The 24,683-nt window shown below is 63.7% G+C and carries 21 protein-coding genes; 19 read left to right on the top strand and 2 right to left on the bottom strand.

Annotated features, from left to right (window positions below; genetic code table 11):
- Positions 1–40: 40 nt before the first annotated feature.
- From AC0QUY_RS20075 to AC0QUY_RS20045, 7 genes are all read left to right on the top strand, one after another.
- Positions 41–1,645, top strand: coding sequence for an ABC transporter substrate-binding protein (locus AC0QUY_RS20075; protein WP_475388067.1), 1,605 nt, complete (start codon positions 41–43; stop codon positions 1,643–1,645).
- Positions 1,646–1,662: 17 nt separating this feature from the next.
- A complete protein-coding gene (locus tag AC0QUY_RS20070) occupies positions 1,663–2,604 on the top strand; it encodes an ABC transporter permease (protein ID WP_475388066.1) in 942 nt (313 codons plus the stop codon).
- On the top strand, positions 2,601–3,524 hold the full coding sequence (locus AC0QUY_RS20065) for an ABC transporter permease (RefSeq protein ID WP_161855195.1): 924 nt from the start codon (positions 2,601–2,603) through the stop codon (positions 3,522–3,524). Before AC0QUY_RS20070 ends, AC0QUY_RS20065 begins: the two co-directional genes overlap by 4 nt.
- A 41-nt stretch (positions 3,525–3,565) precedes the next feature.
- Positions 3,566–4,555 (top strand): ABC transporter ATP-binding protein, encoded by a 990-nt coding sequence (locus tag AC0QUY_RS20060; protein ID WP_475388065.1) that lies wholly within the window; start codon positions 3,566–3,568, stop codon positions 4,553–4,555.
- The gene (locus tag AC0QUY_RS20055; protein ID WP_475388064.1) at positions 4,552–5,538 is read left to right on the top strand and encodes an ABC transporter ATP-binding protein; all 987 of its coding nucleotides are present in this window, start codon (positions 4,552–4,554) and stop codon (positions 5,536–5,538) included. The genes AC0QUY_RS20060 and AC0QUY_RS20055 overlap by 4 nt, the downstream gene beginning before the upstream one ends.
- A gap of 153 nt (positions 5,539–5,691) precedes the next feature.
- The gene (locus AC0QUY_RS20050; RefSeq protein ID WP_475388063.1) at positions 5,692–6,624 is read left to right on the top strand and encodes an N-carbamoyl-D-amino-acid hydrolase; all 933 of its coding nucleotides are present in this window, start codon (positions 5,692–5,694) and stop codon (positions 6,622–6,624) included.
- Positions 6,625–7,284: a flavin reductase family protein gene (locus tag AC0QUY_RS20045; RefSeq protein ID WP_475388062.1), complete on the top strand. Its 660-nt coding sequence runs from the start codon at positions 6,625–6,627 to the stop codon at positions 7,282–7,284.
- Here the strand turns inward: AC0QUY_RS20045 and AC0QUY_RS20040 are convergent.
- Complete coding sequence (locus tag AC0QUY_RS20040) at positions 7,278–7,940, bottom strand: aspartate/glutamate racemase family protein (RefSeq protein WP_475388061.1); 663 nt, start codon at positions 7,938–7,940, stop codon at positions 7,278–7,280. The two genes, AC0QUY_RS20045 and AC0QUY_RS20040, sit on opposite strands and share 7 nt — an antisense overlap.
- 203 nt (positions 7,941–8,143) lie before the next feature.
- Between AC0QUY_RS20040 and hydA the strand changes: the two genes are divergently transcribed.
- From hydA to nikE, 8 genes are all read left to right on the top strand, one after another.
- On the top strand, positions 8,144–9,613 hold the full coding sequence (gene hydA / locus AC0QUY_RS20035; RefSeq protein ID WP_475388060.1) for a dihydropyrimidinase: 1,470 nt from the start codon (positions 8,144–8,146) through the stop codon (positions 9,611–9,613).
- A gap of 28 nt (positions 9,614–9,641) precedes the next feature.
- Positions 9,642–10,619 carry an NAD-dependent epimerase/dehydratase family protein gene (locus tag AC0QUY_RS20030; RefSeq protein WP_475388059.1) on the top strand — a complete coding sequence of 326 codons (978 nt, stop codon included), beginning with the start codon at positions 9,642–9,644 and terminating at the stop codon, positions 10,617–10,619.
- A 1-nt stretch (position 10,620) separates the two neighbouring features.
- Positions 10,621–11,382: an SDR family oxidoreductase gene (locus AC0QUY_RS20025; protein WP_475388058.1), complete on the top strand. Its 762-nt coding sequence runs from the start codon at positions 10,621–10,623 to the stop codon at positions 11,380–11,382.
- On the top strand, positions 11,379–12,815 hold the full coding sequence (locus AC0QUY_RS20020) for an NAD(P)-binding domain-containing protein (protein ID WP_475388057.1): 1,437 nt from the start codon (positions 11,379–11,381) through the stop codon (positions 12,813–12,815). The genes AC0QUY_RS20025 and AC0QUY_RS20020 overlap by 4 nt, the downstream gene beginning before the upstream one ends.
- A 135-nt stretch (positions 12,816–12,950) precedes the next feature.
- Positions 12,951–14,567, top strand: a complete 1,617-nt coding sequence (locus tag AC0QUY_RS20015) for an ABC transporter substrate-binding protein (protein ID WP_475388056.1) — start codon at positions 12,951–12,953, stop codon at positions 14,565–14,567.
- A gap of 12 nt (positions 14,568–14,579) precedes the next feature.
- Complete coding sequence (locus AC0QUY_RS20010; protein ID WP_161855184.1) at positions 14,580–15,611, top strand: ABC transporter permease; 1,032 nt, start codon at positions 14,580–14,582, stop codon at positions 15,609–15,611.
- A complete protein-coding gene (locus AC0QUY_RS20005) occupies positions 15,608–16,456 on the top strand; it encodes an ABC transporter permease (protein ID WP_161855183.1) in 849 nt (282 codons plus the stop codon). The genes AC0QUY_RS20010 and AC0QUY_RS20005 overlap by 4 nt, the downstream gene beginning before the upstream one ends.
- Positions 16,453–18,120, top strand: a complete 1,668-nt coding sequence (gene nikE / locus AC0QUY_RS20000; protein WP_161855182.1) for a nickel ABC transporter ATP-binding protein NikE — start codon at positions 16,453–16,455, stop codon at positions 18,118–18,120. Before AC0QUY_RS20005 ends, nikE begins: the two co-directional genes overlap by 4 nt.
- Positions 18,121–18,271: 151 nt before the next feature.
- Here the strand turns inward: nikE and AC0QUY_RS19995 are convergent, their stop codons facing one another.
- Positions 18,272–18,766, bottom strand: a complete 495-nt coding sequence (locus tag AC0QUY_RS19995; RefSeq protein ID WP_475388055.1) for a MarR family winged helix-turn-helix transcriptional regulator — start codon at positions 18,764–18,766, stop codon at positions 18,272–18,274.
- Between the two features lie 162 nt (positions 18,767–18,928).
- Here AC0QUY_RS19995 and AC0QUY_RS19990 point away from each other — a divergent pair, with 162 nt between their 5' ends.
- From AC0QUY_RS19990 to AC0QUY_RS19975, 4 genes are all read left to right on the top strand, one after another.
- Positions 18,929–20,206 (top strand): amidohydrolase/deacetylase family metallohydrolase, encoded by a 1,278-nt coding sequence (locus AC0QUY_RS19990; protein WP_475388054.1) that lies wholly within the window; start codon positions 18,929–18,931, stop codon positions 20,204–20,206.
- A gap of 127 nt (positions 20,207–20,333) precedes the next feature.
- Positions 20,334–22,625, top strand: a complete 2,292-nt coding sequence (locus tag AC0QUY_RS19985) for a xanthine dehydrogenase family protein molybdopterin-binding subunit (protein WP_475388081.1) — start codon at positions 20,334–20,336, stop codon at positions 22,623–22,625.
- Positions 22,622–23,458, top strand: coding sequence for an FAD binding domain-containing protein (locus AC0QUY_RS19980; protein ID WP_475388053.1), 837 nt, complete (start codon positions 22,622–22,624; stop codon positions 23,456–23,458). The genes AC0QUY_RS19985 and AC0QUY_RS19980 overlap by 4 nt, the downstream gene beginning before the upstream one ends.
- Positions 23,455–24,651, top strand: coding sequence for a xanthine dehydrogenase family Fe-S subunit (locus AC0QUY_RS19975; RefSeq protein ID WP_475388052.1), 1,197 nt, complete (start codon positions 23,455–23,457; stop codon positions 24,649–24,651). The genes AC0QUY_RS19980 and AC0QUY_RS19975 overlap by 4 nt, the downstream gene beginning before the upstream one ends.
- Positions 24,652–24,683 lie beyond the last annotated feature (32 nt).

Genomic DNA, 24,683 nt, shown 5'->3' with positions numbered 1-24,683 from the left:
GGCAGGAATCGCCATTTACCACTGAGACTGGGAGAGCTCCATGGATCGCAGGACTGTGTTGAAGGGATTGGCCGGAGTAGGCAGCCTCGCGGCGACGGGCGGCCTTTCGATGCCGGCGCTTTCCCAAGGCGCTGCGGCGCGCACATTGCGCTTTGTGCCGCAGGCCAATCTCGCGAATTTCGATCCGATCTGGGGGACCCAGTATGTCGTGCGCAACGCGGCTGCGCTGGTGTGGGACACTCTCTACGGCCTCGACGCCACGCTGCAGCCCCAGCGCCAGATGGTCGAGTCCGAGGAGGTGTCTGATGACGGCCTGGTCTGGACCTTTCGGCTTCGGCCGGGGCTGAAGTTTCACGACGGCGAGCCAGTGCTCAGCAAGGACGTGGTGGCGAGCCTGACGCGCTGGTCAGCGCGCGATCCGATGGGCCTGATGATCAAGGCGGTCCAGAACGAGTTGACCGCCGTCGACGCCAGGACCTTCAAATGGTCGCTGAAGGCGCCTTATCCGAAAATGCTGCTGGCGTTGGGCAAGAACAGCACGCCCTGCGCGTTCATCATGCCGGAGCGCATCGCCCAGACCGACCCGTTCAAGCAGATCCCCGAATATATCGGCTCGGGCCCGATGAAGTTCGCAAAGGGCGAATGGGTGCCCGGCGCCAAGGCGGTGTTCGAGAAGTTTGCCGATTATACGCCGCGGCAGGAAAAGGCATCCTGGCTCGCCGGCGGCAAGCAGATGCTGGTTGACCGCATCGAATGGGTGGTGATCCCCGATCCTGCGACGGCGGCGGCAGCACTGCAGAACGGCGAAGTCGATTGGTGGGAGAGCCCCATCACCGATCTCGTGCCGTCGCTGAAGAAGAACCGCAACATCAACGTCGACATCGCCGATCCCCTCGGCAACATCGGTTCATTCCGGATGAACCACCTGCATCCGCCCTTCAACGATGTGAAGGTGCGACGTGCCGTGCTCGCGGCGCTGAGCCAGGAAGACTACATGCGCGCGCTGGTCGGCGACGATACCGCGCTCTGGAAGCCGCTGCCGGGCTTCTTCACGCCGGATACACCGCTCTACACGGAAGAGGGCGGCGAGATCCTGAAAGGCAAGCGCGATCTCGCAATGGCAAAGAAGTTGCTGGCCGAGAGCGGCTACTCAGGCCAGCCGGTCACGTGTGTCGTGGCGCAGGATCAACCGATCACCAAGGCGCAGGGCGATGTCACTGCGGATCTGTTGAAGCAAATGGGCATGAACGTCGACTTCGTCGCGACCGATTGGGGCACGGTCGGTTCCCGCCGCGCCCAGAAGACGCCGCCGGGCCAGGGCGGCTGGGGCATGTTTCACACCTGGCACGCCGGCGCGGACTGCATCAATCCCGCCGCCTACAACGCCATTCGCGGCACTGGCGACAAGGCGTGGTTTGGCTGGCCCACGAGCGAGGCCGTCGAAAAGGAGGTTTTGGCATGGTTCGACGCCAAGAATCTCGACGAGGAGAAGGCTGCGGTGAAGCGCCTCAACAAGGCGGCGATCGAGGACGTGATCTATGCACCGACCGGCTTCTTCCTGAGCTATACGGCGTGGCGCAAGAGCGTCTCCGGTATCGCCAAGGGACCGCTGCCCTTCTTCTGGGGCGTGTCGAAGACCGCATGACGACGCAGTAAACCCACATGGTCTCGTATATCCTCCGGCGCGTCCTCTTGACCTTGCCCGTGATGGGGATCGTCGCGCTGTTCGTCTTCAGCCTGCTCTACATCGCGCCGGGCGATCCGGCTGCGGTGATCGCAGGCGACCAGGCGAGCCCCGCCGACGTTGAGCGCATACGCCAGAGCCTTGGCCTCGACCGGCCGTTTCTGGTCCAGTTCGGGACTTGGCTCTGGCATATCCTGCATGGCGATCTCGGCACCTCGATCTTCACCAACCTGCCGGTCGCCGCGATGATCGCGCAGCGCATCGAGCCGACGTTCTCGCTGATGGCGATTACGCTCGTCCTGACCATCCTTGTCGCGGTGCCGCTCGGCGTGGCGGCGGCGTGGAAGGCGGGAAGCTGGGTGGACCGCACCATCATGGCGTTCGCCGTGTTCGCCTTCTCGCTCCCCGTCTTTGTTGTCGGATACGTCCTTGCCTATGTGTTCGCGCTGCAGTTCGAATGGCTTCCCGTGCAGGGCTACACGCCGTTGACCGCGGGCGTCTGGCCCTGGCTGAAGAACCTAATTCTGCCGGCACTTGCCCTCGGCTCCGTCTATATCGCGCTGATCGCGCGCATCACCCGCGCTTCCATGCTCGAGGTGCTGCAACAGGATTATGTCCGCACCGCCCGCGCCAAAGGCCTTGGCCAGCGCAGCATCCTGTTCGTTCACGCGCTGAAAAACGCAGCCGTTCCGATCGTGACGGTGATCGGTATCGGCATCGCCTTGTTGATAGGCGGCGCGGTGGTGACCGAAAGCGTGTTCGCCATTCCGGGCCTCGGCCGGTTGACGATCGACGCGATCCTGCGCCGCGATTACCCGGTCATCCAGGGCATCGTGCTGCTGTTCAGCTTCCTCTATGTGCTCGTCAACCTGATGGTCGACGTCACCTACACCCTGGTCGATCCGAGGATCCGCTATTGAGCATCTCCACCACAAGCACGGCCCCGTTTCCGCCCGGCCTCGTCATTGCGCCGCAACTGCCGGATCTGCTGGTGCCGGTGGCAATCCGGCGCGGTGTGTTCGGCTTCCTGCGTAGTCATCCGACGGTTGCGATCGGCGGCGCCTTGCTGCTCTGCCTAGTGCTGATCGGGATCTTTGCGCCCTGGCTCGGGACCGTCGATCCCACCGCGCTCGCGCCCGCCAAACGCACACGCTTGCCTTCCGCGGATTATTGGTTCGGCACCGATTTGCTGGGCCGCGACATCTATTCACGCGTGCTCTACGGGGCACGGGTCTCGCTCACCGTGGGCTTGTCGGTGGCCGTGCTGTCTTCGCTCGCTGGTCTCGCCATCGGCCTGGTCTCGGGTTTCGTGCGTTGGGCGGACAGCATCCTGATGCGGTTCATGGACGGGCTGATGTCGATCCCGCCGATCCTGCTTGCCGTCGCACTGATGGCGCTGACGCGCGCGAGCGTCGGCAACGTCATCCTGGCCATCACGATTGCCGAAGTCCCGCGCGTCTCGCGGCTGGTGCGCAGTGTCGTGCTGTCGCTACGTGAACAGCCCTACGTGGACGCCGCCACAGCCTCCGGCACGAGAACGCCGATGATCATCCTGCGCCACATCCTGCCCAACACGCTGGCGCCGATGCTGGTCCAGGCAACCTATATCTGCGCCAGCGCCATGATCGTGGAGTCGATCCTCTCCTTTATCGGCGCCGGCACGCCACCCACCATTCCGTCCTGGGGCAACATCATGGCCGAGGGCAGGGCGCTGTGGCAGGTCAAGCCCTACATCGTCTTCTTTCCCGCCGCGTTTCTGTCCGTCACCGTGCTTGCCGTCAATCTGCTCGGTGACGGCCTGCGTGATGCGCTCGATCCGCGAATGGCCAAGAGCCTCTAGCGCATGATCCGCTCCGGCTTTTCCGATGAGGTTCTGATCTGATGGCGTTGCTCGAAGTCCAGAATCTGCAGACCCATTTTCGAACGCCCGAGGGTATCAATCGGGCGGTCGACGGCGTCTCCTTCCATGTCAATGAAGGCGAGACGCTTGCCATTGTCGGCGAATCCGGCTGCGGCAAGTCGGTCACCTCGATGTCGCTGATGCGGCTCATCGCGGAGCCCCCAGGCAAGATCGCGGGTTCTATCCGGTTCCAGGGCAAGGATCTGCTGCAGCTCTCGGAACGAGAGATGCGCGCGATCCGCGGCAACGAGATATCGATGATCTTCCAGGAGCCAATGACGAGCCTTAATCCGGTGCTGACCGTCGGCCGTCAGATCGGCGAGACGCTGCGGATGCATCAGGGGCTCGACAAGCAGGCTGCCGAGGCGCGCGCGATCGAAATGCTGACATTGGTGGGCATCCCGGAGCCTGCACGGCGCGTGCGCGAGTATCCGCATCAGCTTTCCGGCGGCATGCGCCAGCGCGTGATGATCGCCATGGCGCTCGCCTGCAATCCAAAACTCCTGATCGCCGACGAGCCGACCACGGCGCTTGATGTCACGATCCAGGCGCAGATCCTGCAATTGATGCTGGATCTCAAGCGCCGCGTCGGCGCGGCGATCGTTCTGGTCACCCATGATCTCGGCGTGGTTGCTGAAATCGCCGAGCGCGTCATGGTCATGTATGCCGGCCGCAAGGTTGAAGAAGCCCCGGTGGCCGATTTGTTCCGCTCGCCTCGTCATCCCTATACGCAGGGCCTGCTCGGCGCGGTGCCGAAGCTTGGCTCCTCGCTATCAGGCGCAGCGCGGCGGCTCGCCGAGATTCCCGGCCAGGTGCCCAGCCTCAAGGGACGGATCGAGGGCTGTGTCTTTGCCGGGCGCTGTGCGCTGGCGACTGATCTCTGCCGGCAGGTTGCCCCGGGTCTCGAAGAGAAGGGACCTCGCCACATCGCCGCCTGCCACTACGCGCGCAAGGAGGCGGTCGCGGCATGAGCGTCCCGCTGCTCCAGGTCAACGATCTAAAGAAGCATTTTCCGGTCCGCGGCGGCTTGTTCAGCCGCAAGTCCAACTGGGTCTATGCGGTGGACGGCGTGTCCTTTGAGGTCGAGCGTGGCGAGACGCTGGCCCTTGTCGGCGAGTCCGGCTGCGGCAAGTCGACGGTTGGCCGGGCTATCTTGCGGCTGTTCGACATCACCGCCGGCCAGGTGGTGTTGGATGGCCAGCGCATTGACGGTCTTTCGCCCGGCGGGCTGCGCAGCATGCGCCGCCGCGTCCAGGTGGTGTTCCAGGATCCGTTCTCCAGCCTCAACCCGCGCATGCGCGTCCGCGATATCCTGGCCGAGCCGATCCGCAATTTCGGCCTCGCCAAATCTTCCGCCGAACTCGAGGCGAAGGTTGCGGCGCTGATGGACATTGTGCGCCTGCCGCGCGACGCGCTGGGCCGCCGGCCGCACGAATTCTCGGGGGGCCAGCGCCAGCGCATCGGCATCGCCCGCGCGCTTGCCGCGGAACCCGAACTGATCGTCTGCGACGAGGCGGTCTCGGCGCTCGACGTCTCCGTCAAGGCGCAGATCGTCAATTTGCTGCAGGATCTGCAGCGCGAGTTCGGCCTCGCACTGCTCTTCATCAGCCATGATCTCGCGATCGTCGAACACATGACGCACCGTGTTGCCGTCATGTATCTCGGTAAGATCGTCGAGATGGCACCCAGACAACAAATCTTCACCGCGCCGAGGCATCCTTACACCAAGGCGCTGCTGTCGGCCGTGCCGGTGCCGGAGCCCGGAGCCGTTCGAAACCCGATCATTTTGAAGGGCGACGTGCCGAGCCCGGTCAATCCGCCCAGCGGTTGCCGCTTCCACACCAGATGTCCATACGTGTTCGATCGCTGCCGGACGGAAGAGCCGGAGCTTCGGTTGGTGGAAGGCGGTCAATGGGTGGCGTGTCATCTCGACGCGCTGCCGGCGCAGAACTGATGTGCGTGTCGCGGACTGTCTCTGGAATTGACTTCGAGTGAACCAAAACTTTAACTGCTGGCTTCGATTGAGCCGGATAGAGATCCGATCTCCGCAGACTACGTCACCTTCATGCAAGCGCCGCCTTAGATCGAAGCATCCAGAAAGTTAGCCATGCGCGTCATCAATGTTGCCGCTGCCCAGCTGGGCCCGATCCAGAAAGCCGAAAGCCGTGATGCCGTCGTCAAGCGCATGATCGCGCTGATGGATGAAGCCAAGGCGAAGGGTGCCGACCTGATCGTCTATCCGGAGCTCGCACTCACCACGTTCTTTCCGCGCTGGTACATGGAGGATCAGGCCGAGGTCGACACGTGGTTCGAGCGGGAGATGCCGAACGCGGCGACAAGGCCTCTGTTTGAGCGGGCCGCCCACCACCAGATCGCAATGAATTTTGGCTATGCCGAACTGACGCCGGATGGACATCACTTCAACACCTGTATCCTCACCGACAAGTCCGGAAAAATTGTCGGCAAGTACCGCAAGGTTCATCTGCCAGGTCATTCGGAGTTCGACACGAAACGCGCGTTCCAGCATCTGGAGAAGCGCTACTTCGAGCCCGGCGATCTCGGCTTCAACGTCTGGCGCGCGCTCGGCGGCATCTTCGGCATGGCTGTCTGCAACGACCGGCGCTGGCCGGAGACCTATCGCGTGATGGGCCTGCAAGGTGTCGAGATGGTGCTGATCGGCTACAACACGCCCTCGTTCAATGCCGAGAAGCCCGAGGAGGGGCCCGAAAAGCGGCTGTTCCACAACCGGCTCTCCGCGCAGGCCGGTGCCTACCAGAACTCGACCTGGGTCGTAGGCGTTGCAAAGGCCGGCATCGAGGATGGCCACCCCTTGATCGGCGGCAGCCTGATTGTTGATCCGGACGGTGAGATCGTTGTCGAGGCCAAGACCGAGGAGGACGAGCTGCTGATTCACCCCTGCGATCTCGACGCCACCATCTTCGGCAAGAACACGATCTTCAATTTCGCGCGCCACCGCCGCATTGAACATTACGGCCTGATCACCAGCCGCGCCGGCGCGGTGCCGCCTCCGGAAAACTAGATGTCGGGTATCTCCTTCCGCGAACTTGACCCGCACGACCGGTACAAGCTGCTGTGTGGGGCCGTCGTGCCGCGGCCGATCGCGCTGGTCACGACGCTCGACGAGAATGGTAGCGTCAACGCGGCGCCGTTCAGCTTCTTCAACGTCTTCTCCGAAGATCCGCCCCTTCTTGTGCTCGGCCTGCAGCACAAGGCCGATCTCAGTCCCAAGGACACCACGCGCAACATCCACCGCAGTGGGCAGTTCGTCGTGCATCTGGTGGACGAGGCGCTGGCGGCCGCCATGAACGACTGCGCGATCGACTTTCCCTCCGGTGACAGCGAAGTGGAGGCGACGGGGCTGAAGACATTGCCGTCGATCGATATCGATGTGCCGAGATTAGCCGTGGCGCCTTTCGCACTCGAATGCCGACAGCATGTCGCGCTCGCCTTCGGGCCCGGCCGCGAACTCCTTGTTGGGGAGGTGCTGCGCCTGCACGCGCGCGAGGGCCTGATCGACCGGGAAAAGATGTATGTCGATTTCGACGTTTACCGGCCGATCGGGCGCTTGTTCGGCAATCTCTACGCTGCCCAGCGCGACACCTTCGCACTGGCGCGCGAAAGCCACGCGCAGTGGCTCGCACGCAACGGAGCGGCCGAAACGTCCGACCAAAGTCAGTGATGCGAGAACTGTACCGTGCCCAGCGCCATGGTTACGGCCGCTTGGGTCGGATCGATCACGGGAATCCCGAGCGCCTGCTCCAGCGGCCGGCGATGCCGCGCCATGCCGGCACAACCCATCACGATGGCGCCGGATCCGTCTTCGTCCTTGAGCGCGCGCCCGACCTCGATCATCTTCGCGAGCGTTCCTTCGCCCGACGCGGTCTCCGCCACGCTCATGTTGAGCGGCCGCTCCCTGGTCAGACGATCCATCAGGCCCATCTGCCTGAGGTAGCGGACATGGCGGCGGATCGAGCGCTGCGCGATCGCAATGACGCCGAAGGTTTCGGCGCGCGCCAGCGCCGTCAGCACGCCGCATTCGGCGATGCCGAACACGGGCCGGTCGGTTGCTTCGCGGCAGACATGCAGACCCGGATCGCTGTAGCAGGCAATGACGAAGGCAGCCGAATGGTTGTCGCCTTCGACGAGGCGGCGCAGCGGCATCGCCACGCCATCGACGTCGGCCTGGCTCTCGATCCCGTAAGGACCCTCGGTCAGCGTTTCACAGACGATCTCCGGTCCGCCTGCAAAGTCGAGCGGCCTCAAGGCTTGCTCCAGCCCTTGTGTCACGAGCTGGTTGGAATTGGGATTGATGACGAGAATGCGTGACCGGGACATGGTGTTTTCCTGCGGGATGCGTCGGTTGATCCTGCGAGATCGACGCGCAACAAGACGACAATGGAAGCAATGACCATGCCATCCAGTGATACATGGTCCACTGTCTGCTGTGAAAGCGCAAGGGAGGGTAACGGCACGATCTGTGCTTTTATTCGGGAAATGCTAGACCTAGGATTCAGGACACAATATTCGGGGAGTTTGTCATGACCGAGCCCGCCTACGACCTTCTCATTCGCGGCGGACGCGTCGCGACCGTAAGCGACGTGTTCGAGGCCGACGTCGCCATTTCCGGTGAGACGATCGCAGCCGTCGGCCGCGGGCTACCGGGCGCGCGGCGGGAGATCGACGCGCGGGGCAAGCTGGTTTTGCCTGGCGGTGTCGACAGCCACGCCCATATCGAGCAACTCTCGGCTGCAGGCATCGTGAACGCCGACACGTTCGAGAGCGCAACCGTCTCGGCAGCCTTCGGCGGCACCACCACCGTGATCCCGTTCGCGGCCCAGCACGTCGGCATGAAACTGCCGCAGGTGCTGGAGGAGTATCACGCGCTCGCGAGAAAGGGCGCCGTGATCGATTATGCCTTTCACATAATCATCGCCGATCCGACCAGGGAAACGCTGGAAGCGGATCTGCCCACGCTGATCAAGCAGGGCCATGGTTCGATCAAGATCTTCATGACCTATGATCGCCTGAAAATCGACGACGAACCGCTGCTCGACATTCTGCTTGCGGCGCGCGACGGTGGCGCGATGCTCTGTGCCCATGCCGAGAACCACGGTATCATCTCCTGGATGGTGAAGCGGCTGCTGGCGCGCGGCTATACCGATCCAAAATTTCATGCCATCAGCCACGCCCGCGTCTCGGAAGCGGAGGCCTTCAACCGGCTGATCGGCATGGCCGCGCTGATCGACCAGCCGATCATGATCTTTCACGTGTCGACGGCCGAAGGCGCCAAGGTGATCCGCGATGCGCGCGGGCAGGGGCTGAAGGTGTTCGCCGAGACCTGCCCGCAATATCTCTTTCTCACCGCCGACGATCTCGACAAGCCCGGCGTCGAAGGCGCCAAATGGATGTGCAGCCCGCCGCCGCGCCGCACCGCCGACCAGGAAGCATTGTGGCAGGCGCTTGCGCTCGGCGATCTCCAGACCGTTTCGTCCGATCACGCGCCGTATCGGTTCGATGAGACCGGAAAACTGCGCGCCGGCCCCAATCCCAATTTCAAGCAGGTGGCAAACGGTCTGCCCGGCCTCGAAGTCCGCTTGCCACTGCTGTTCGATGCCATGGTTTCAAAGGGCCGATTGGGCCTCGAAAAATTCGTCGAGCTGACCGCGACCGCACCGGCAAAGATCTACAATTTGCATCCGCGCAAGGGCTCAATCGCGGTCGGCGCCGATGCTGACATCGCGATCTGGGATCCGGCGCGAGAGGTCACACTGAGCGATGCGATGATGCATGATCTGGCGGGCTACACGCCCTTCGCCGGCCGCAAGCTGCGCGGCTGGCCAGTCACCGTGCTGTCGCGCGGGCGCGTCATCGTGGCGGACGGCAAACGTTCGGTCGAAGCAGGCTCCGGGCGCTTCCTTCCGCGTACGGGCGGCGAGGCAGCGAAACCGACCGGGCGCCTGATGCCGGACATGGATCCCGAGCAGAATTTTGGCGCGACCCTGCTGTGATCCGTCCGCCGCAATGTCCGATTGAGCGATGAGAATCCTTGTCTTCGGCGGCGCCGGTTTCGTCGGGCTCAATATCGCCGCGGCACTGCTGGCGCGCGATCATGCGGTGACGTTGTTCGACCGCGCGGGCTTGCCGCCTGAGGCAAGGAGAGATATCGCCTCTCACGGCGATCGGCTAACGGCAATCCAGGGCGATGTCAGGGATAGTCAAGCCGTGGAAAAGGCAATCGCCACTGGCTATGACGCCATCATTCTGGGAGCCGCGATCACCGCCGGACCGGCGCGTGAGGTAAGCGATCCCGAGATCATTTTGCAGGTCAACCTGCTGGCTCAGACACCGATTCTGGTCGCGGCACGAAGCAGCGGCGTTAGGCGCATCATCAATCTGTCGTCCGCGGCGGCCTACGGCGCGAGCGCATTCCGGAACGTGCTGCTCGATGAAGAAACTCCCTGCGATCCGGCCTCGCTCTATGCCATCACCAAATTCGCTTCCGAGAAGGTCGCTGCGCGCCTGGCCGGTCTCTGGCAATGCGAGATCATCAGCGTGCGGTTGAGCGCGGTGTTCGGGCCCTGGGAGCGGATCAACGACGTGCGCGACACGCCAAGCCCGCAGGCGCAGATTCTGGCCGCGATGCAAGGCGGGCGTGAGGCGGTTCTGTCGCGTCCGGGCGTCCGGGACTGGATCTATGCCGTGGATGTTGCGGAGGCCGTGACATTGCTGATCGAGGCCGCGAAGCCGGAGCATCAGCTCTATAACATTTCAACCGGCGTGGAATGGTCGGCGCTGCAATGGGGCCAGGAACTGGCCGCCCTGCATCCCGGCTTCATCTGCCGGCTGACGGATGCCGGTGAAGTGGCAACGGTCGACCTGCATAGTCCGGCCGACCGGGCACCGCTTTCGGTCGCGCGCATGGCAAAGGAGTTCGGCTGGCGCGCGCGGTTCGGCTGCGCGGATTCGGCTACCGATCTGAGCCGTTGGTGGACCGGGCATCGAGGGGGAGCCTGACATGAGACTGGCAGGGCGGACTGCGATCGTGACCGGCGCCGGCTCCGGCATCGGCCGGGCCAGCGCGGCGCTTTTCGCTAAGGAAGGTGCCTTTGTTGCGCTGGTCGATCGCGACCGCGCGGGCTTGCAGGAGACGCTGGCGGCGATCGAGGGCGCCAAAGGCGAAGCATCGGTCCATGTCGGCGATGTCAGCGAGGTCGATTTCGCGAAAGATACCGTGGGCGATGTCATGGCGCGGCGCGGCCGGCTCGATGTGCTGATGGCTGCTGCAGGCTTTTCCTGCGGGGGTACGGTGCTGACCACCGATCCCGCCGACTGGGACGCGGTGTTCCGCACCAATGTCGGCGGCACCTGGCTTTGGTCGCGCGCGGTGGTGCCCGAGATGCAGCGGCAAGGCGGCGGCTCGATCATCACGCTGGCATCGCAGCTCGCGATCGCCGGCGGCAAGGGCAACAGCGCCTATATCGCCGCGAAGGGGGCGATCATCAGCCTGACCCGGACGATGGCGCTCGACTTCGCAGCCGACGGCATCCGCGTCAATGCGATTGCGCCGGGCGCCATCGACACGCCGATGCTGCGGCGCAGTTTTGCCCGTCACGCCGACCCCGAGCCGGTGCAAGAAGCGTCGCGCAACCGTCACGCCATGAAACGGTTTGGCAAAGCGGAAGAGGTCGCCGAGGCCGCGCTGCATCTTGCCAGCGATGCGTCTTCCTTTACGACCGGCACCGTGATGGTGGTCGATGGCGGTTGGCTCGCGGCATGAACAGCCCTCTTATCGCTCTCGAAGCCCAGGTTCGCGCCGATCTTGCCAAGACCGCGCATCCGGATGCCGCGTGGCTTATGCCCACGCTGGGGCCGGACGACAAACCGGCACTGGATGTGCTCGTGGTAGGCGCGGGCCAATCGGGTCTCGCGACAGCGTTTGGGCTGATGCGTTCGCAAGTGAGCAACATCCTTGTGCTCGACAAATCCGAGGAGGGATGGGAAGGGCCGTGGCTCACCTATGCCCGCATGCATACGCTGCGCAGTCCGAAGCATTTCACCGGGCCTGATCTTGATATTCCCAGCCTGACCTACCAGTCCTGGCACGAGGCGCGCTTCGGTGAGCAGGATTGGCGGAATCTCGACCTGATTTCGCGCGAGCATTGGGCGGAATACCTGCTCTGGTTCAGGCGCGTCCTGGACCTGCCGGTGCGCAATGGTTGCGAGGTCATCGAGATTTCGCCTACAGCAGGTGGATTGCTCGCGGCCAAGGTGCAGACCACTGATGGTGTCGACATTGTCTTTGCGCGCAAGATCGTGCTGGCGACGGGGCAGGAAGGCATGGGCGACTGGACCGTTCCGGAGCCGCTGCGCCATCTGCCGCCGTCGCTTTGCGTGCATGCGGCGCAGCCGATCGACTTCGCGCGTCTGCGTGGCAAACGGGTTGCGGTGATCGGCGCCGGGGCCTCGGCTTTCGACAATGCCGCGACGGCGCTGGAGGCTGGCGCGGCCGAGGTGCATCTGTTTTGCCGCAGGGCGGAGATCCAGGTGATCCAGCCCTATCGTTGGCTTACCTTCCGCGGCTTCCTTCGGCATTTTTGCGATCTGGATGATGCCTGGCGCTGGCGCTTCATGCGCGCCGTTCTGGAAATGCGGGAAGGCTTTCCGCAAGCGACCTACGATCGCTGCGCCCGCCATTCCAATTTTCGCCTGCAGGAGGGCGCGCCGATCGACGCCGCCAGGGAAACGCCTCGCGGTATCGAATTGCAAACGCCGAAGGGCGTGTTCGCAACCGACTTCGTGATTTGCGGCACCGGGATCGACATGAATTTTTCTGGCCGGCCCGAACTGCGAAACTGCGCCGGCAACATCGCGACCTGGGCCGATCGCTACCAGCCGCCGCCGGACGAGCGCAGCCCGCGGCTCGGGTGTTTTCCCTATCTTGCCGACGACTACGCGCTGATGGAGCGCATCGCAGGCGAAACCCCCTGGATTGCGGATGTCCATGTCTTCGCGATCGCCTCCACCATGAGCTTCGGCGCGTCGGGCTCGTCGATCAATGCGATGACCACGGCGGTGCCGAAACTCGTGCATGGGTTGACACGCGGCCTGTTTCGCGCGGACATCGAACGGCACTGGGCTTCGTTCAAGGCGTATGACGTGCCTCAGGCGGTCGTCGAGCGGCAAGTGCCGGCCGCCGGCGAGAAACGGTGAAACGATTTCGATGACGCTGGGGAGCTTGGCTCATACCTACTATGCTTGTGCTTCCGGCGGGTCTGGTTGGCATATCCCTTGCTTTTAAGTTGATGTTCTCATTCAGAAAACTTGGCAAAACAGGGAATAAGTCCTATGAGCGTTACAGGATCCAGGCGTCTGCTTCCGGTGGCTGCCTTTATTGCGGTTTCGTTGGCTGCTGGATCGGTGCAGGCGCAAACGCGCGCCGAAACATTGCGCTACGTGACCGGCGCTTCCGTCAATACGCTCGACCCGAATATTCCAGGGTCGACCCGCGAAGCTTTTGCGGTGAGTCTGAGTACCTACGACCGGCTGGTTTCCTTCGGCCGCAAGCAGCTCAACGGCAAATGGGTGTTTGACCTCAGCAAGATCACGGGGGAGCTGGCGGAAACGTACGAGGTCAGCCCGGACGGGCTGAAGATGACATTCCGCCTGCGCAAGGACGCCAAGTTTCAGGACGGCACGCCGGTAACGGCGGAAGACGTCAAATGGTCGCTTGACCGGGTCGTCACGGCGCCGGTCCTCGGCAAGGCACAGCTCCTCACGGGATCGATGACATCAGCCGACCAGTTCAAGGTGATCGATCCCCTGACCATCGAGGTGACGCTGCCGAAGCCGGATAAATTGGCGCTTCCCAATCTCGCGACCGTCTATCCGATCATCTTCAACTCCAAGGTTGCGAAGGCGCATGCGACGGCAGACGATCCCTGGGCACTGGCATGGTTGAAGGAGAACACGGCCGGTAGCGGCGCCTACAAGATCGAGATCTTCAAGCCCGGCGAGCAGGTGATCATGGCGCGTAACGCGGAATGGAATCGCGGCACCGCCGACAAGTCGGCGTTCTTCAAGCGCGTCATCGTGCAGTCGGTGCCGGAGCCGGCGACACGCGCCAACCTGGTCGAGCGCGGCGATGCCGATCTCGTCATCGATCTGCAGGCGAGTGACGTCCAGTCGCTCGAGGCCAAGGCCAAGCTGAAGGTGATTTCGACGCCCCAATACAACGCTGTCACCTTTGTCTCGATGAACAACCAGATTCCGCCGTTCGACAACGTCAATGTGCGTCGCGCCATCGCCTTTGCATTGCCCTATGACGACATGTTCAAGGCGGCACTGTTCGGCCGCGGCTCGCCGCTGTTCGGCGCGACATGGGCGGATGGCAAGCCGTCGAGCGGCGCCTATCCGATCCCGCAGCCGGTGAAGCTCGACCTCGACAAGGCCAAGGAATATCTGAAGGCGGCAGGCATGCCTGACGGCTTCTCGACCACGTTCAGCTTCAATGTCGGCCAGGCCTCGACCGCCGAACCGATGGCAGCCCTGGTGAAGGAATCGCTGGCCAAGATCGGCATCAAGGTCGATATCCAGAAGCTGCCGGATGCCCAGATGTCGACGCAGATCAATGAGAAAAAGCTTCCCTTCTTCACCGAGGGTATCGTCGCTTGGCTGCCGTCGACCGACTATTTCTACCGCAACTTCTACACCGGCAATCAGCGCTGGAATTACTCGTCGATCAACAATCCGGAACTGGTGGAGATCGCGCAGAAAGCTCGTTTCGAACCCGATGCGGCCAAGTATGAGGAAGACGGCATCAAGCTCAACGCCATCCATTTCAGCGAGATACCGCAGATACCGCTCTGGCAGCCCAGCCAGGACGCCGTGATGGCGTCCTCGGTCGAGGGTTACACCTACCAGTTCCACCGCCAGGTGGACTATCGCGATCTCAATCGCAAGTAACAGGTCAGTCAGATGCAGGCCCTTGGAGCAACGGTGGTACGGGCGGGCAGGCGCTTCCTGTCCTCGCTGCCGGCGCTCTTTGGCGTGCTCGTCTTCACCTTCCTCTTGATGCGGGTGCTGCCGGGGGATCCCGCGGTGTTCTTCGCTTCGGGGCCGAATGCTGGCAAAGAGGAGATCGAGGTCATCCGCAAGCAGATGGGCCTCAACAAGCCGGTGCCGGAACAACTGATGCTGTATCTCTATGATGTCGGCAGCGGCAATCTCGGCAGATCAATGATGACCGGGCAGCTGGTCACGAAGGACCTCCGCGAGCGGCTGCCGGCTTCGCTGGAGCTTACCTTCACGGCGCTGTTGATCGCACTGGTGACGGCGGTGCCGCTCGGTGTGCTAGCGGCGCTGAGACCGGGCTCCCTCATCGACCACGGCGTGCGGTTTTTCTGCGCGCTTGGCGTCTGCGTACCGACGTTCGTTTCGGGCCTGCTGCTGATCTATGTGTTCTACTACCTGCTCGGGCTCGCGCCCGACCCGACCGGCCGGGTTGATATCTTTGCGTCGCTGCCGCCCCGGCGGACCGGCTTCCTGCTGATCGACTTCCTGCTCGCAGGCGATTTCGATGGATGGTGGGCCGCCTTCAGGCAATTGATCTTGCCGGCGCTGAGCATGGCGCTGTTCGTGGTGGCGCCGCTAGCGCGCATCACGCGGGCCTCGATGCTGGTCTCGTTGGGCAGCGATTTCGTACGCACCGCGCGTTCCGTAGGCCTTCCCTGGTGGCGGGTCGTCGTCACCTATGCACTCCGAAACGCCATACTGCCGGTCATTACCATCGCAGGCATCGTGTTCTCGACCATGCTCGGCGCCAATGTTCTGGTCGAGAAGGTGTTCTCCTGGCCGGGCGTCGCCTCCTACGCGCTCGATGCGCTGCTGTCTTCCGATTATGCGCCGGTGCAGGGTTTTGTGCTGCTGATGGCCACCGTGTTTGTGATCGTCAATCTGCTGGTGGATATCCTTTATGGCATCGCCGATCCACGGGTGACAATCGGATGACCTCAGCGACGCTTCGCCATGCCGGCTGGATCCTGCGCGGCAACCCGCTCACCGCCGTTGCCGCTGCCGGCGTTTTCCTGCTTGCACTCATCGCGATTTTCGGGCCGTGGATCGTGCCGTACGATCCGATCGTCTCGAACGTGTCGCAAGCCCTGATGCCACCGAGCGCGGCGCACATCGCCGGTACCGATCAGCTCGGCCGCGACGTGTTCAGCCGCCTTATCGTTGCAGCACGGCTCGATCTCGCCATTGCCGTTTCGGCGGTCGGAATCTCCTTTGCCATCGGAGCCGTTATCGGCGCGATCTGCGGCTATGTCGGCGGCCGGCTCGATCGCGGCGTCGGCCGCTTCGTCGATGTCGTGATGGCCTTTCCGCTTTTCGTGCTGGCAATGGCGATGGTCGCGGCACTCGGCAACCGGGTCGAGAACATCGTTATCGCGACGGCCATCATCAATCTGCCGTTCTACATCCGGTTTGCGCGGGCGGAGGTGAATGTCCGCCGCAATGTCGGCTGGGTTGAAGCGGCGCGCGCCTGCGGCGACAGCCACCTCTCGGTCGTGCTGCGCTTCCTGCTCCCGAACGTGCTGCCGGCCATGGCCGTGCAGATATCGCTCAATCTCGGCTGGGCGATCCTCAATGCGGCTGGACTCTCCTTCATCGGCCTCGGCGTCAAACCGCCAACGCCGGAATGGGGCATCATGGTTGCGGAGGGCGCGCGCTTCATTTCCACCGGCAAATGGTGGCTGGTCGCCTTTCCAGGCCTGGCGCTGATGCTGACGGTGCTGTGCTTCAACCTGCTCGGCGACGGGGTGCGCGATATTCTTGACCCCCGCATGCGAACATGACCCAGTCGCTGCTCGCACTGAGCGACCTGCACGTGACCTTCTCGACACGGCGTGGCCTTGTCGAGGCGGTGCGCGGTGTCACGCTGTCGCTTGGCGAGGGCGAGATGCTCGGCCTTGTCGGCGAGAGCGGCTCGGGCAAGTCCGTCACCGGCTTTGCGATCACGCGGCTGCTCGATGCGGCCGGGCGGGTCACGGCAGGCCATATCCGGTTTCGTGGGCAGGACATCACGCGAATATCGGCGGGTGATTTCCGCCATCTGCACGGCGCGGCGATGGCGATGATCTTCCAGAACCCGCGTGCAGCACTCAATCCGATCCGTGCCGTCGGCGACCAGATCGCCGATGCGATCACGGCCCACAAGCGAATGCCCCGCGATCAGGCGCGCGCGCAGGCGCTGGAGCTGCTGCGCGCCGTGCAAATTCGCGATCCCGAAAAGCGGATGGCTGCTTACCCGCACGAGCTCTCCGGCGGCATGTGCCAGCGTGTGATGATCGCCATGGCGATTTCCTGCAACCCGGCGCTCCTGATCGCCGACGAGCCGACCACCGGCCTCGACGTCACGACGCAGAAGGTCGTGATGGACCTTCTGATCGGCATTGCGGCCGAGCGCGGCATGGCGACCATCCTGATCACCCATGACCTCGGTCTCGCCGCCCGCTACTGTCGCCGCGTCGTGGTGATGGAGCAGGGCCGGCTGGTCGAGGAGGCCGAGCCGAAGACTCTCTTCCACGCGCCACAACACCCTTACACCAAACGTCTGGTGGCGGCTTCGCCCACGGCGAGTTCGCGGATCGCGGATTTGGTGCCGGAAGAGGAGCGGGGGCGGCAAATTGCGACGCACGTCGCATCCCGGCCGGAGCCGGCGCCGGGTACGCCGCCGCTGCTGGAGGTGCAGAAACTCGTTAAGCGGTTCGATCAGGGCGCCGCGGCGGTAGCAGATTTTTCAATGACGATCACCGCCGGCGAGAGCGTCGGTCTGGTTGGCGAATCCGGTTCCGGCAAGAGCACGACGTCGCGCATCATCTGCCGGCTGATCGATCCGAGCGAGGGGGAGATCGCGTTCGAGGGACAGTCGATCGGCCATATCCCGGCCCGCGATTTTCACCGGTCGCCGTTTCGCAAGGATATCCAGATCGTCTTTCAGGATCCGAACGACAGCCTCAATCCGCGTTTCACCGCCTTTGACTGCATCGCCCATCCGCTGCTGCGGCTTGGCGGCATGCGCCCGGGCGACGCGCTACGGCAGCGAGTGGAAGAGTGTGCGCAGCGCGTGGGATTGGGGATCGAATTGCTGACGCGCTTTCCGCATCAACTCTCAGGCGGTCAAAAGGCCCGTGTCGGCATTGCCCGCGCCATCGCCTGCCGGCCGCGCCTCTTGGTGCTGGACGAGCCGACGGCGGCGCTGGATGTCTCGGTGCAGGCGGTGGTGCTTCAACTGCTTGACCGGTTGCGGCGCGAGGATGATTTGGCCTTCCTTTTTGTCAGCCACGACCTCAACGTCGTTCGCATGATGTGCGATCGAACCATCGTTCTGCAAAACGGCCGCATCGTCGAACAGGGCGAAAGCCGGGCCATGTTTGACAATCCGAAAACCGCTTACACACGCGAACTGGTCGATGCCGTGCCGCATATCGAGCCCGGGCTAGCTGCGTTCGCGACCTGACACCATTGACGGCCACGACCCACTGCAAGGAGCCGCTTCCGCTCGATCAGTTGCGGCGGCGTTCCTCCTGCGTCCATTGGAATGCCCCGCGGTCGAATGACTACAAATTATGCAGTACGAATTAAAAAGGCGGCAGATGGCGCCGTGGTGCTCAATCGAATAGGGCAGTAGCGCTGTCGCGATTGGAGTGCGCTGCGACGATGCGCTGCATCATTTCGACGAATACGGCCTGCTCCCGTTCACTTAAATTATCGAGCGTGGCGCGGTGCGCGGCCCGCGCTGATGCCTCGATTTTTGCCAGAAGCGCCGCTCCCGCCGGCGTCAATTTACAGAGCCGCGCGCGGCGGTCCTCATCATTTACGGCTCTCTCGACATAATTGTGAGCGGCCAGCCGCTTGAGCGCGCCGGTCGTCGTCGTCCTATCCAACGCGATATCGGCCGCCAACGTGGTCTGATCGGCGGTTTTCCGCACCGCGAGCGCCGAAAGCAGGCTGTATTGCAGCGGCGTCACCTCGAATTCTCCGCACGCTTCCTGGAACAGCGCGACGTGAATCTGATGCAGCCGCCGGATCAGAAAGCCCGGTCGTTCTGACAGCGGCCACGGGCGATGTCTGGTCTCGCCATGACGCTTTTTTGCTTTCCGCAACGCACTCTCCCAGCCTCGGAACGTCAGCGCGAATAGCTCGATTCGATCGGCTTCGCCACGGGAAGATCATGGCATGAAGTTTGCTCTTGTAAAATACGAAGTATGCTTCGTATTCTGGCGACGGCGGGGTGACGCCGCCGGCGAAGACAGGAGAGATTGTTCATGTCGATCAGCGCCACCTTCGACCAGCTTCTGCGCGGCGGCCGCGTGATCTGCCCGGCCTCCGGCATCGACGGGATCAGGGATGTCGCCATCCGCAATGGCAAGATCGCGGCGGTGCAGAGCGACATTTTGCCGACCAGCGCTAGAGAGGTGATCGACGTAACCGGCAAGCTGGTATTGCCGGGCCTCATCGATACCCACGCGCATGTCTATCAGTATGTCACCGGCCGCTTCGGCATGAATGCCGACATGGTGGGCGTCCAGTCCGGCGTGACGACCTTGGTCGATCAAGGTGGCCCGTCCTGCATGACGCTGCCCGGTTTCCGACACTTCGTCGCCGAGCCTGCGAAATCGCGCGTTTATGCCTTCCTGTCGGCTTACCTGGTCGGTGGGCTCGAGGGCCATTACTATCCGCAACTCTATAGTCCTGAAGGTGTCGATATCGACGCCACGGTGAAGGCGGCGACGGCCAATCTCGACATTGTTCGCGGCATCAAGGCCCATGCCGAGATCGGCGGTTTTGCGCGCTGGGGCATTCGCGTCATCGAAATGGCGGCGGAGATTGGACGCCGCGCAGATCTGCCGGTCTATGTGCACTTCGGCCAGCTCTGGGGCCTGCCTGAAAGCGGCACCAATGGCGAAGACGTCGATACGATTTTGGCGCGCGTGATTCCCTTGCTGCGAGAAGGCGACGTGCTGGCGCATCCGTTCACGCGTCATCCCGGAGGCTTCGTCAACCGTGACGGTGAAGTGCATCCGGTGATCCAGGCGGCGCTCGATCGCGGCTTGAAGGTCGACGTTGGTCACGGCAGTCATTTCTCCTATCGTCTCGCCAGGAAAGCGATCGCCGCTGGAATCATTCCGACCACGCTCGGCGCTGATATTCACGGTTACAATACCCATGTGCCTGCGCCCGCCGGCACACCCGACCAGCATGAGGACGACGAAAATCATCCCTTCGCCGGCCAGGCCAAGTTCAGCCTGGTCCAGGCGATGAGTTCGATGATGGCGCTCGGGCTCACGCTCGAGCAGGTCGTGCCGATGGTCACATCCAACCCGGCCAGGATGCTCGATCGGGTTGACGAAATCGGCGCCCTCAAGATCGGCAGGGACGCCGACGTCTCGGTGATCGGAGAGCGAACCGGACGATTTGCCCTTCGTGACAACGAGAACAATGAAGTCGTCGCTGATCGTCTGCTGCAGCCTGAGTTCTGCTTGCGCGCGGGTGCGCGATACGACGCAGTGGCGCCAATTTTGCCGCAGGCGGTTGCGGCGTAGGAGCAGCATCAGCCCGATCGAGGAGAGCGTCACCGTGCGCAATGAGCGCGAGTTTCCTTCCGCAGGCGGGGCGGGCGCCGGACAAGGCGTCGGCGCTCGGCTGCCGCGAAAGGAAGACGATCGGCTGATGCGGGGCCGCGGCCAGTTCGTGGCCGACATCCGCCTCGCCGGGCTGCAAGACGTTGCTTTTGTACGCAGCCCTTTGGCGCATGCGCTGGTCCGTGGCATCCACGTGCCGGAGCGTTATCGCGGCAGCGTCTTCACCGCGGTGGATCTAGCAGGCGTCAATCCGATCCGCGCAGTGTCTGGGTTGCCGGGATTCAAGATTTCCGAACAGCCGGTGCTGGCCACCGGCAAGGTGCGTCAGGTCGGCGAACTCGTCGCCATGTGCGTCGCGCCGACGCGTGCCGAGGCCGAGGATGTTGCGGCAGCGGTGATGCTCGATCTCGAAGAGCTTCCTGCCGTCTATGACATGCGGAAGGCGCGCGAGCCGGGTTCGGCTCTCGTGCACGAGCATTGGGGCGATAACGTCTTTCTCGAAACCAATTTCGAGGTCGACATCTCCAGGGCGTTCGATGCGCCGATCAAGGTGTCGCGCGAGATATCGACGGCGCGGCAGTGCATGTCGCCGCTCGAGGGGCGCGGCGTGGTCGCGACCTTCGATCACCGTCTCGACCAGCTCACGCTCTATTCCTCGGCCCAGATGCCGCACATCACGCGCAGCGGCCTTGCCGAATGCCTCGGCATGGAGCAGGGCCGAATCCGCATCGTTTCGCCCGACGTCGGCGGCGGCTTCGGGCACAAGGGAATCCTTCTGCCAGAAGAAGTCTGCCTCTCATGGCTGACGATGCGTCGCGGTCATCCCGTGCGCTGGACCGAGGACCGCCGCGAGCATCTCACCGCCAGCTCCAACTGCCGCGAGCACCACTACAAAATCACCGTCTATGCCGACCGTGACGGCCGGCTGCGCGGCATCGATTGCGAAGCGACCGTCGATTCCGGTGCTTACTCGTCATATCCGTTCTCGGCGTGCCTTGAGGCGGCGCAGGTCGCCAGCATCCTGCCTGGACCTTATTTGATGCCGGCCTATCGCTGCCGGACGTTTTCGGCCGCCACCAACAAGTGTCCGATCCTGCCTTATCGCGGCGTGGCCCGCACCGGCGTCTGCTTCGCGCTGGAACTGATGCTCGATCTGGTCGCGGCGGAAGCCGGACTGGAGCCGGGCGAGGTGCGCCTGCGCAATCTGGTGCAGCCCGACCAGATGCCGTTCGACAACATCACCAACAAACACTTCGACAGCGGCGACTATCCCGAGGCGATGCGACGGGCGCTTGCGTCCATCGACGTCGAAGGCGTGCGCGCGCGTCAGCGCAAGGGCGAGCCAGATGGGCGCCAGATCGGCGTCGGCGTCTCCATCTATTGCGAGCAGGCCGCGCACGGGACCTCGGTCTATTCCGGCTGGGGCATCCCGATGGTGCCCGGTCATGAACAGGCGTCTGCGCGCTTGACGCCGGACGGCGGTCTCGAACTGCGGGTCGGCGTACATTCGCATGGGCAGGGCATGGAGACGACGCTCGCCCAGGTCGCGCATGAGATGCTGGGCGTCGATGTCGCCAAGGTGCGCCTGATCCTCGGCGACACGGCGATGACGCCGTACTCCACCGGCACCTGGGGCTCGCGCTCGATGGTGATGGCGGGCGGTGCGGTCGCAACCGCTTGCCGTGAGTTGGGCGAGCGCGCCAGACGCATCGGTGCCAAGCTGTTGCAGCACGATCCGGCTGCGGTGGTGCTGCAGAACGGTGAAGTTCGTGGCGTCAACGGCAGCGTCACCTTGAAGGAAATCGCCCATACCTGGTATCGCCGGCCGCAGGATCTGCCTGCTGATGTCGATCCCGGCGGACTGGAGGTCACGGCAGGCTACAAGCCGCAGCGCGACACCGGGACCTTCAGCTATGCCGCGCATGCCGCGGTCGTTGCAGTCGATCCTGACATCGGCGAGGTCGAGATCCTCGATTACGTCATCGTCGAGGACGGCGGCGTTCTCGTCAATCCGATGGTGGTGGACGGCCAGATCTATGGTGGCCTGGCCCAAGGCATCGGCACCGCGCTGTACGAGGAGATGCCGTTCGATGCGGCTGGTCAACCGCTGGCGACGACGCTCGCGGACTATCTGCTGCCCGGGCCCACCGAAGTGCCGGCGCCGCGTCTCGATCACATGGAGATGCCGTCGCCCTATACGCAGTTCGGCGTGAAGGGAATCGGCGAGGGCGGCGCCATCGCCCCGCCGGCCGCGATCGCCAACGCCGTCAACGACGCGCTGCGGCCGCTTGGCGTTGAGCTGATGCAATCACCGATCACGCCATATCGCGTCGTCGAGGCGGTTCTGGCCGCGCGCAAAGCAGAAGGGCCGGCGGCATGAAACCGGCGCCTTTCGGCTACGAACGTCCGTCCGACTTGCAGGCGGCACTCGCCGTGCTCGGCGAGGCCAAAACTTCCGCCAAGATCATTGCCGGTGGCCAATCGCTCGGTCCCATGCTCAATCTGCGGCTGGTCGAGCCGCAGTTGATCGTCGACATCAGCGGTCTTGCCGAACTCAAGCAAGTCGAGCGTCGTGGCGACGAACTCGTGCTCGGGGCCTGTATCACCCACGCCGACATCGAGGACGGGCGTATTCCGGACGTCACGCGTGGCGCCATGCAGAGCGTCGCCGCCAACATCGCCTACCGCGCCGTGCGCAATCGCGGTACGATCGGCGGATCTCTCAGCCATGCCGACCCCGCGGCAGACTGGGTATCCGCGCTCTCGGCGCTCGGTGCGCGATTGACGCTGCGAAGCCGCGTGGGTGCGCGGATGGTCACGATGGAGGACTTCATCGTCGCCGCACTCGAATCTGCGCTGAGCGATGGCGAGATCGTCGAAACCGTTCATGTCCCGGCGATACCGGCATCGGCGCACTGGGGCTATGCCAAGAGTTGCCGCAAGACAGGCGAGTTCGCGCATGCGATCGGCGCAATCCTGGTCGATCCGAGCGCTGCGACCGCCCGCGTCGTGATCGGTGCGATCGATGCCGCGCCGATCGTCATCACGGATGCTGCAGAGCTGTTCGGTGGGCGCGTTGCCGGCGACTACAAGGATCGCTTCGACGCGCGTGTCGCTGATGTCCTGCTGGCAAAGGCGGGCATCTCGAACGCGGTGCATCGTCATATTCATGTGAACGTGCTCAAGCGTGCGGTCAGTGAGGCCGCCGCATGAGCGTGATCGCACTCACCGTGAACCGGCGCGCCGTGCAGGTATCAGCCGAACCGCGCACCAATCTTGCGGATTTCGTCCGCGAGAAGCTCGATCTGACCGGCACGCATCTTGGCTGCGAACACGGCGTTTGCGGCGCTTGCACGGTGCTGCTCGATGGCATGCCGGCGCGCTCGTGCATCACGTATGCGGTGGCCTGTGAAGGGGCTGAGGTTACCACGATCGAAGGCCTCGATGAGGATAGCGTTACGACAGAGCTTCGCGCGGCCTTCACCCGCGAGCATGCGCTGCAATGCGGCTATTGTACACCGGGAATGCTGGTCTCGGCGCGCGATCTGGTGCTGCGCCTGCCGCAAGCCGACGAGCGCCTGATCCGCGTCGGATTGAGCGGCAATCTGTGCCGGTGCACCGGCTATGTCGGAATCGTGCGGGCGGTGCAATCCGTGATCGAAGCGCGGCGCGCTCGCAGTATCGCACCGATGCCGGACGGAGGACGAAAGATCTTGGGTCCCGTTGGCTCAGGTCGCAGCGACGCGGACCGGACCGAAAGCATGCGATCGGTCGAAAGCGAGCCAACATCGCCCGAAGCGGCCGGTTCGGTTCCTTCGATTCCGGATTTCATCCCGGCCACCGTCCTGGAGCAGCAATTCAGCGTCGCGCATCCGCCCGAGCAAGTATTTGCGATGTTCGACGACATCGCAGCCGTCGCGGCCTGTCTTCCTGGTGCGTCATTGACGGCGTCGCCGAAGCCGGAGCGCATCGAAGGAGCGATCCGGGTCAGGATCGGTCCGATCGCCGCGACGTTCCAGGGCGTCGCACGCGTCGAGCAAAACCCCGCTGACATGTCCGGCCGCATCGTCGGCATCGGCAATGACCGGCGTAGCCGGTCTTCGACGCAGGGCGAAATTCGCTACCGGCTGGTGCCGCTCGAGCACGGGACGCGCGTCGATCTTTCCATCGGATACACGCTCACGGGCGTGCTGGCGCAGGTCGGGAGGCCGGGGCTGGTGCGCGATCTCGCGGCGCGTCTGATCGCGGAGTTTGCCGGCAATCTCGACCGCCGCCTGTCGGGTTCGTCACCGGACGACGCCACAGCGGCCGAGCTGAATGGAGTGGCGCTGGTTTTCGGTCTCTTGCGCGCGCGGGTCGCCGGTTGGATTGGCCGTTTCTCGTCCAACAAGGACGGAGCGACGTGATGGATCGATCGTCCGCCTGGCGCGGAAACGAC

The sequence above is a fragment of the Bradyrhizobium sp. WYCCWR15520 genome, from assembly GCF_056174665.1.
The sequence above is the reverse complement of the archived record's forward strand: the minus strand, read 5'-3'. Positions and strand labels throughout refer to the sequence as shown.

Bases quoted from the DNA above. Each gene is read 5' to 3' on its own strand.
- AC0QUY_RS20075 (WP_475388067.1), top strand. From the start codon at position 41: ATGGATCGCAGGACTGTGTTGAAGGGATTGGCCGGAGTAGGCAGCCTC.
- AC0QUY_RS20070 (WP_475388066.1), top strand. From the start codon at position 1,663: ATGGTCTCGTATATCCTCCGGCGCGTCCTCTTGACCTTGCCCGTGATG.
- AC0QUY_RS20060 (WP_475388065.1), top strand. From the start codon at position 3,566: ATGGCGTTGCTCGAAGTCCAGAATCTGCAGACCCATTTTCGAACGCCC.
- AC0QUY_RS20055 (WP_475388064.1), top strand. From the start codon at position 4,552: ATGAGCGTCCCGCTGCTCCAGGTCAACGATCTAAAGAAGCATTTTCCG.
- AC0QUY_RS20050 (WP_475388063.1), top strand. From the start codon at position 5,692: ATGCGCGTCATCAATGTTGCCGCTGCCCAGCTGGGCCCGATCCAGAAA.
- AC0QUY_RS20045 (WP_475388062.1), top strand. From the start codon at position 6,625: ATGTCGGGTATCTCCTTCCGCGAACTTGACCCGCACGACCGGTACAAG.
- AC0QUY_RS20040 (WP_475388061.1), bottom strand. From the start codon at position 7,940: ATGTCCCGGTCACGCATTCTCGTCATCAATCCCAATTCCAACCAGCTC.
- hydA (WP_475388060.1), top strand. From the start codon at position 8,144: ATGACCGAGCCCGCCTACGACCTTCTCATTCGCGGCGGACGCGTCGCG.
- AC0QUY_RS20030 (WP_475388059.1), top strand. From the start codon at position 9,642: ATGAGAATCCTTGTCTTCGGCGGCGCCGGTTTCGTCGGGCTCAATATC.
- AC0QUY_RS20025 (WP_475388058.1), top strand. From the start codon at position 10,621: ATGAGACTGGCAGGGCGGACTGCGATCGTGACCGGCGCCGGCTCCGGC.
- AC0QUY_RS20020 (WP_475388057.1), top strand. From the start codon at position 11,379: ATGAACAGCCCTCTTATCGCTCTCGAAGCCCAGGTTCGCGCCGATCTT.
- AC0QUY_RS20015 (WP_475388056.1), top strand. From the start codon at position 12,951: ATGAGCGTTACAGGATCCAGGCGTCTGCTTCCGGTGGCTGCCTTTATT.
- AC0QUY_RS20010 (WP_161855184.1), top strand. From the start codon at position 14,580: ATGCAGGCCCTTGGAGCAACGGTGGTACGGGCGGGCAGGCGCTTCCTG.
- AC0QUY_RS20005 (WP_161855183.1), top strand. From the start codon at position 15,608: ATGACCTCAGCGACGCTTCGCCATGCCGGCTGGATCCTGCGCGGCAAC.
- nikE (WP_161855182.1), top strand. From the start codon at position 16,453: ATGACCCAGTCGCTGCTCGCACTGAGCGACCTGCACGTGACCTTCTCG.
- AC0QUY_RS19990 (WP_475388054.1), top strand. From the start codon at position 18,929: ATGTCGATCAGCGCCACCTTCGACCAGCTTCTGCGCGGCGGCCGCGTG.
- AC0QUY_RS19985 (WP_475388081.1), top strand. From the start codon at position 20,334: ATGCGGGGCCGCGGCCAGTTCGTGGCCGACATCCGCCTCGCCGGGCTG.
- AC0QUY_RS19980 (WP_475388053.1), top strand. From the start codon at position 22,622: ATGAAACCGGCGCCTTTCGGCTACGAACGTCCGTCCGACTTGCAGGCG.
- AC0QUY_RS19975 (WP_475388052.1), top strand. From the start codon at position 23,455: ATGAGCGTGATCGCACTCACCGTGAACCGGCGCGCCGTGCAGGTATCA.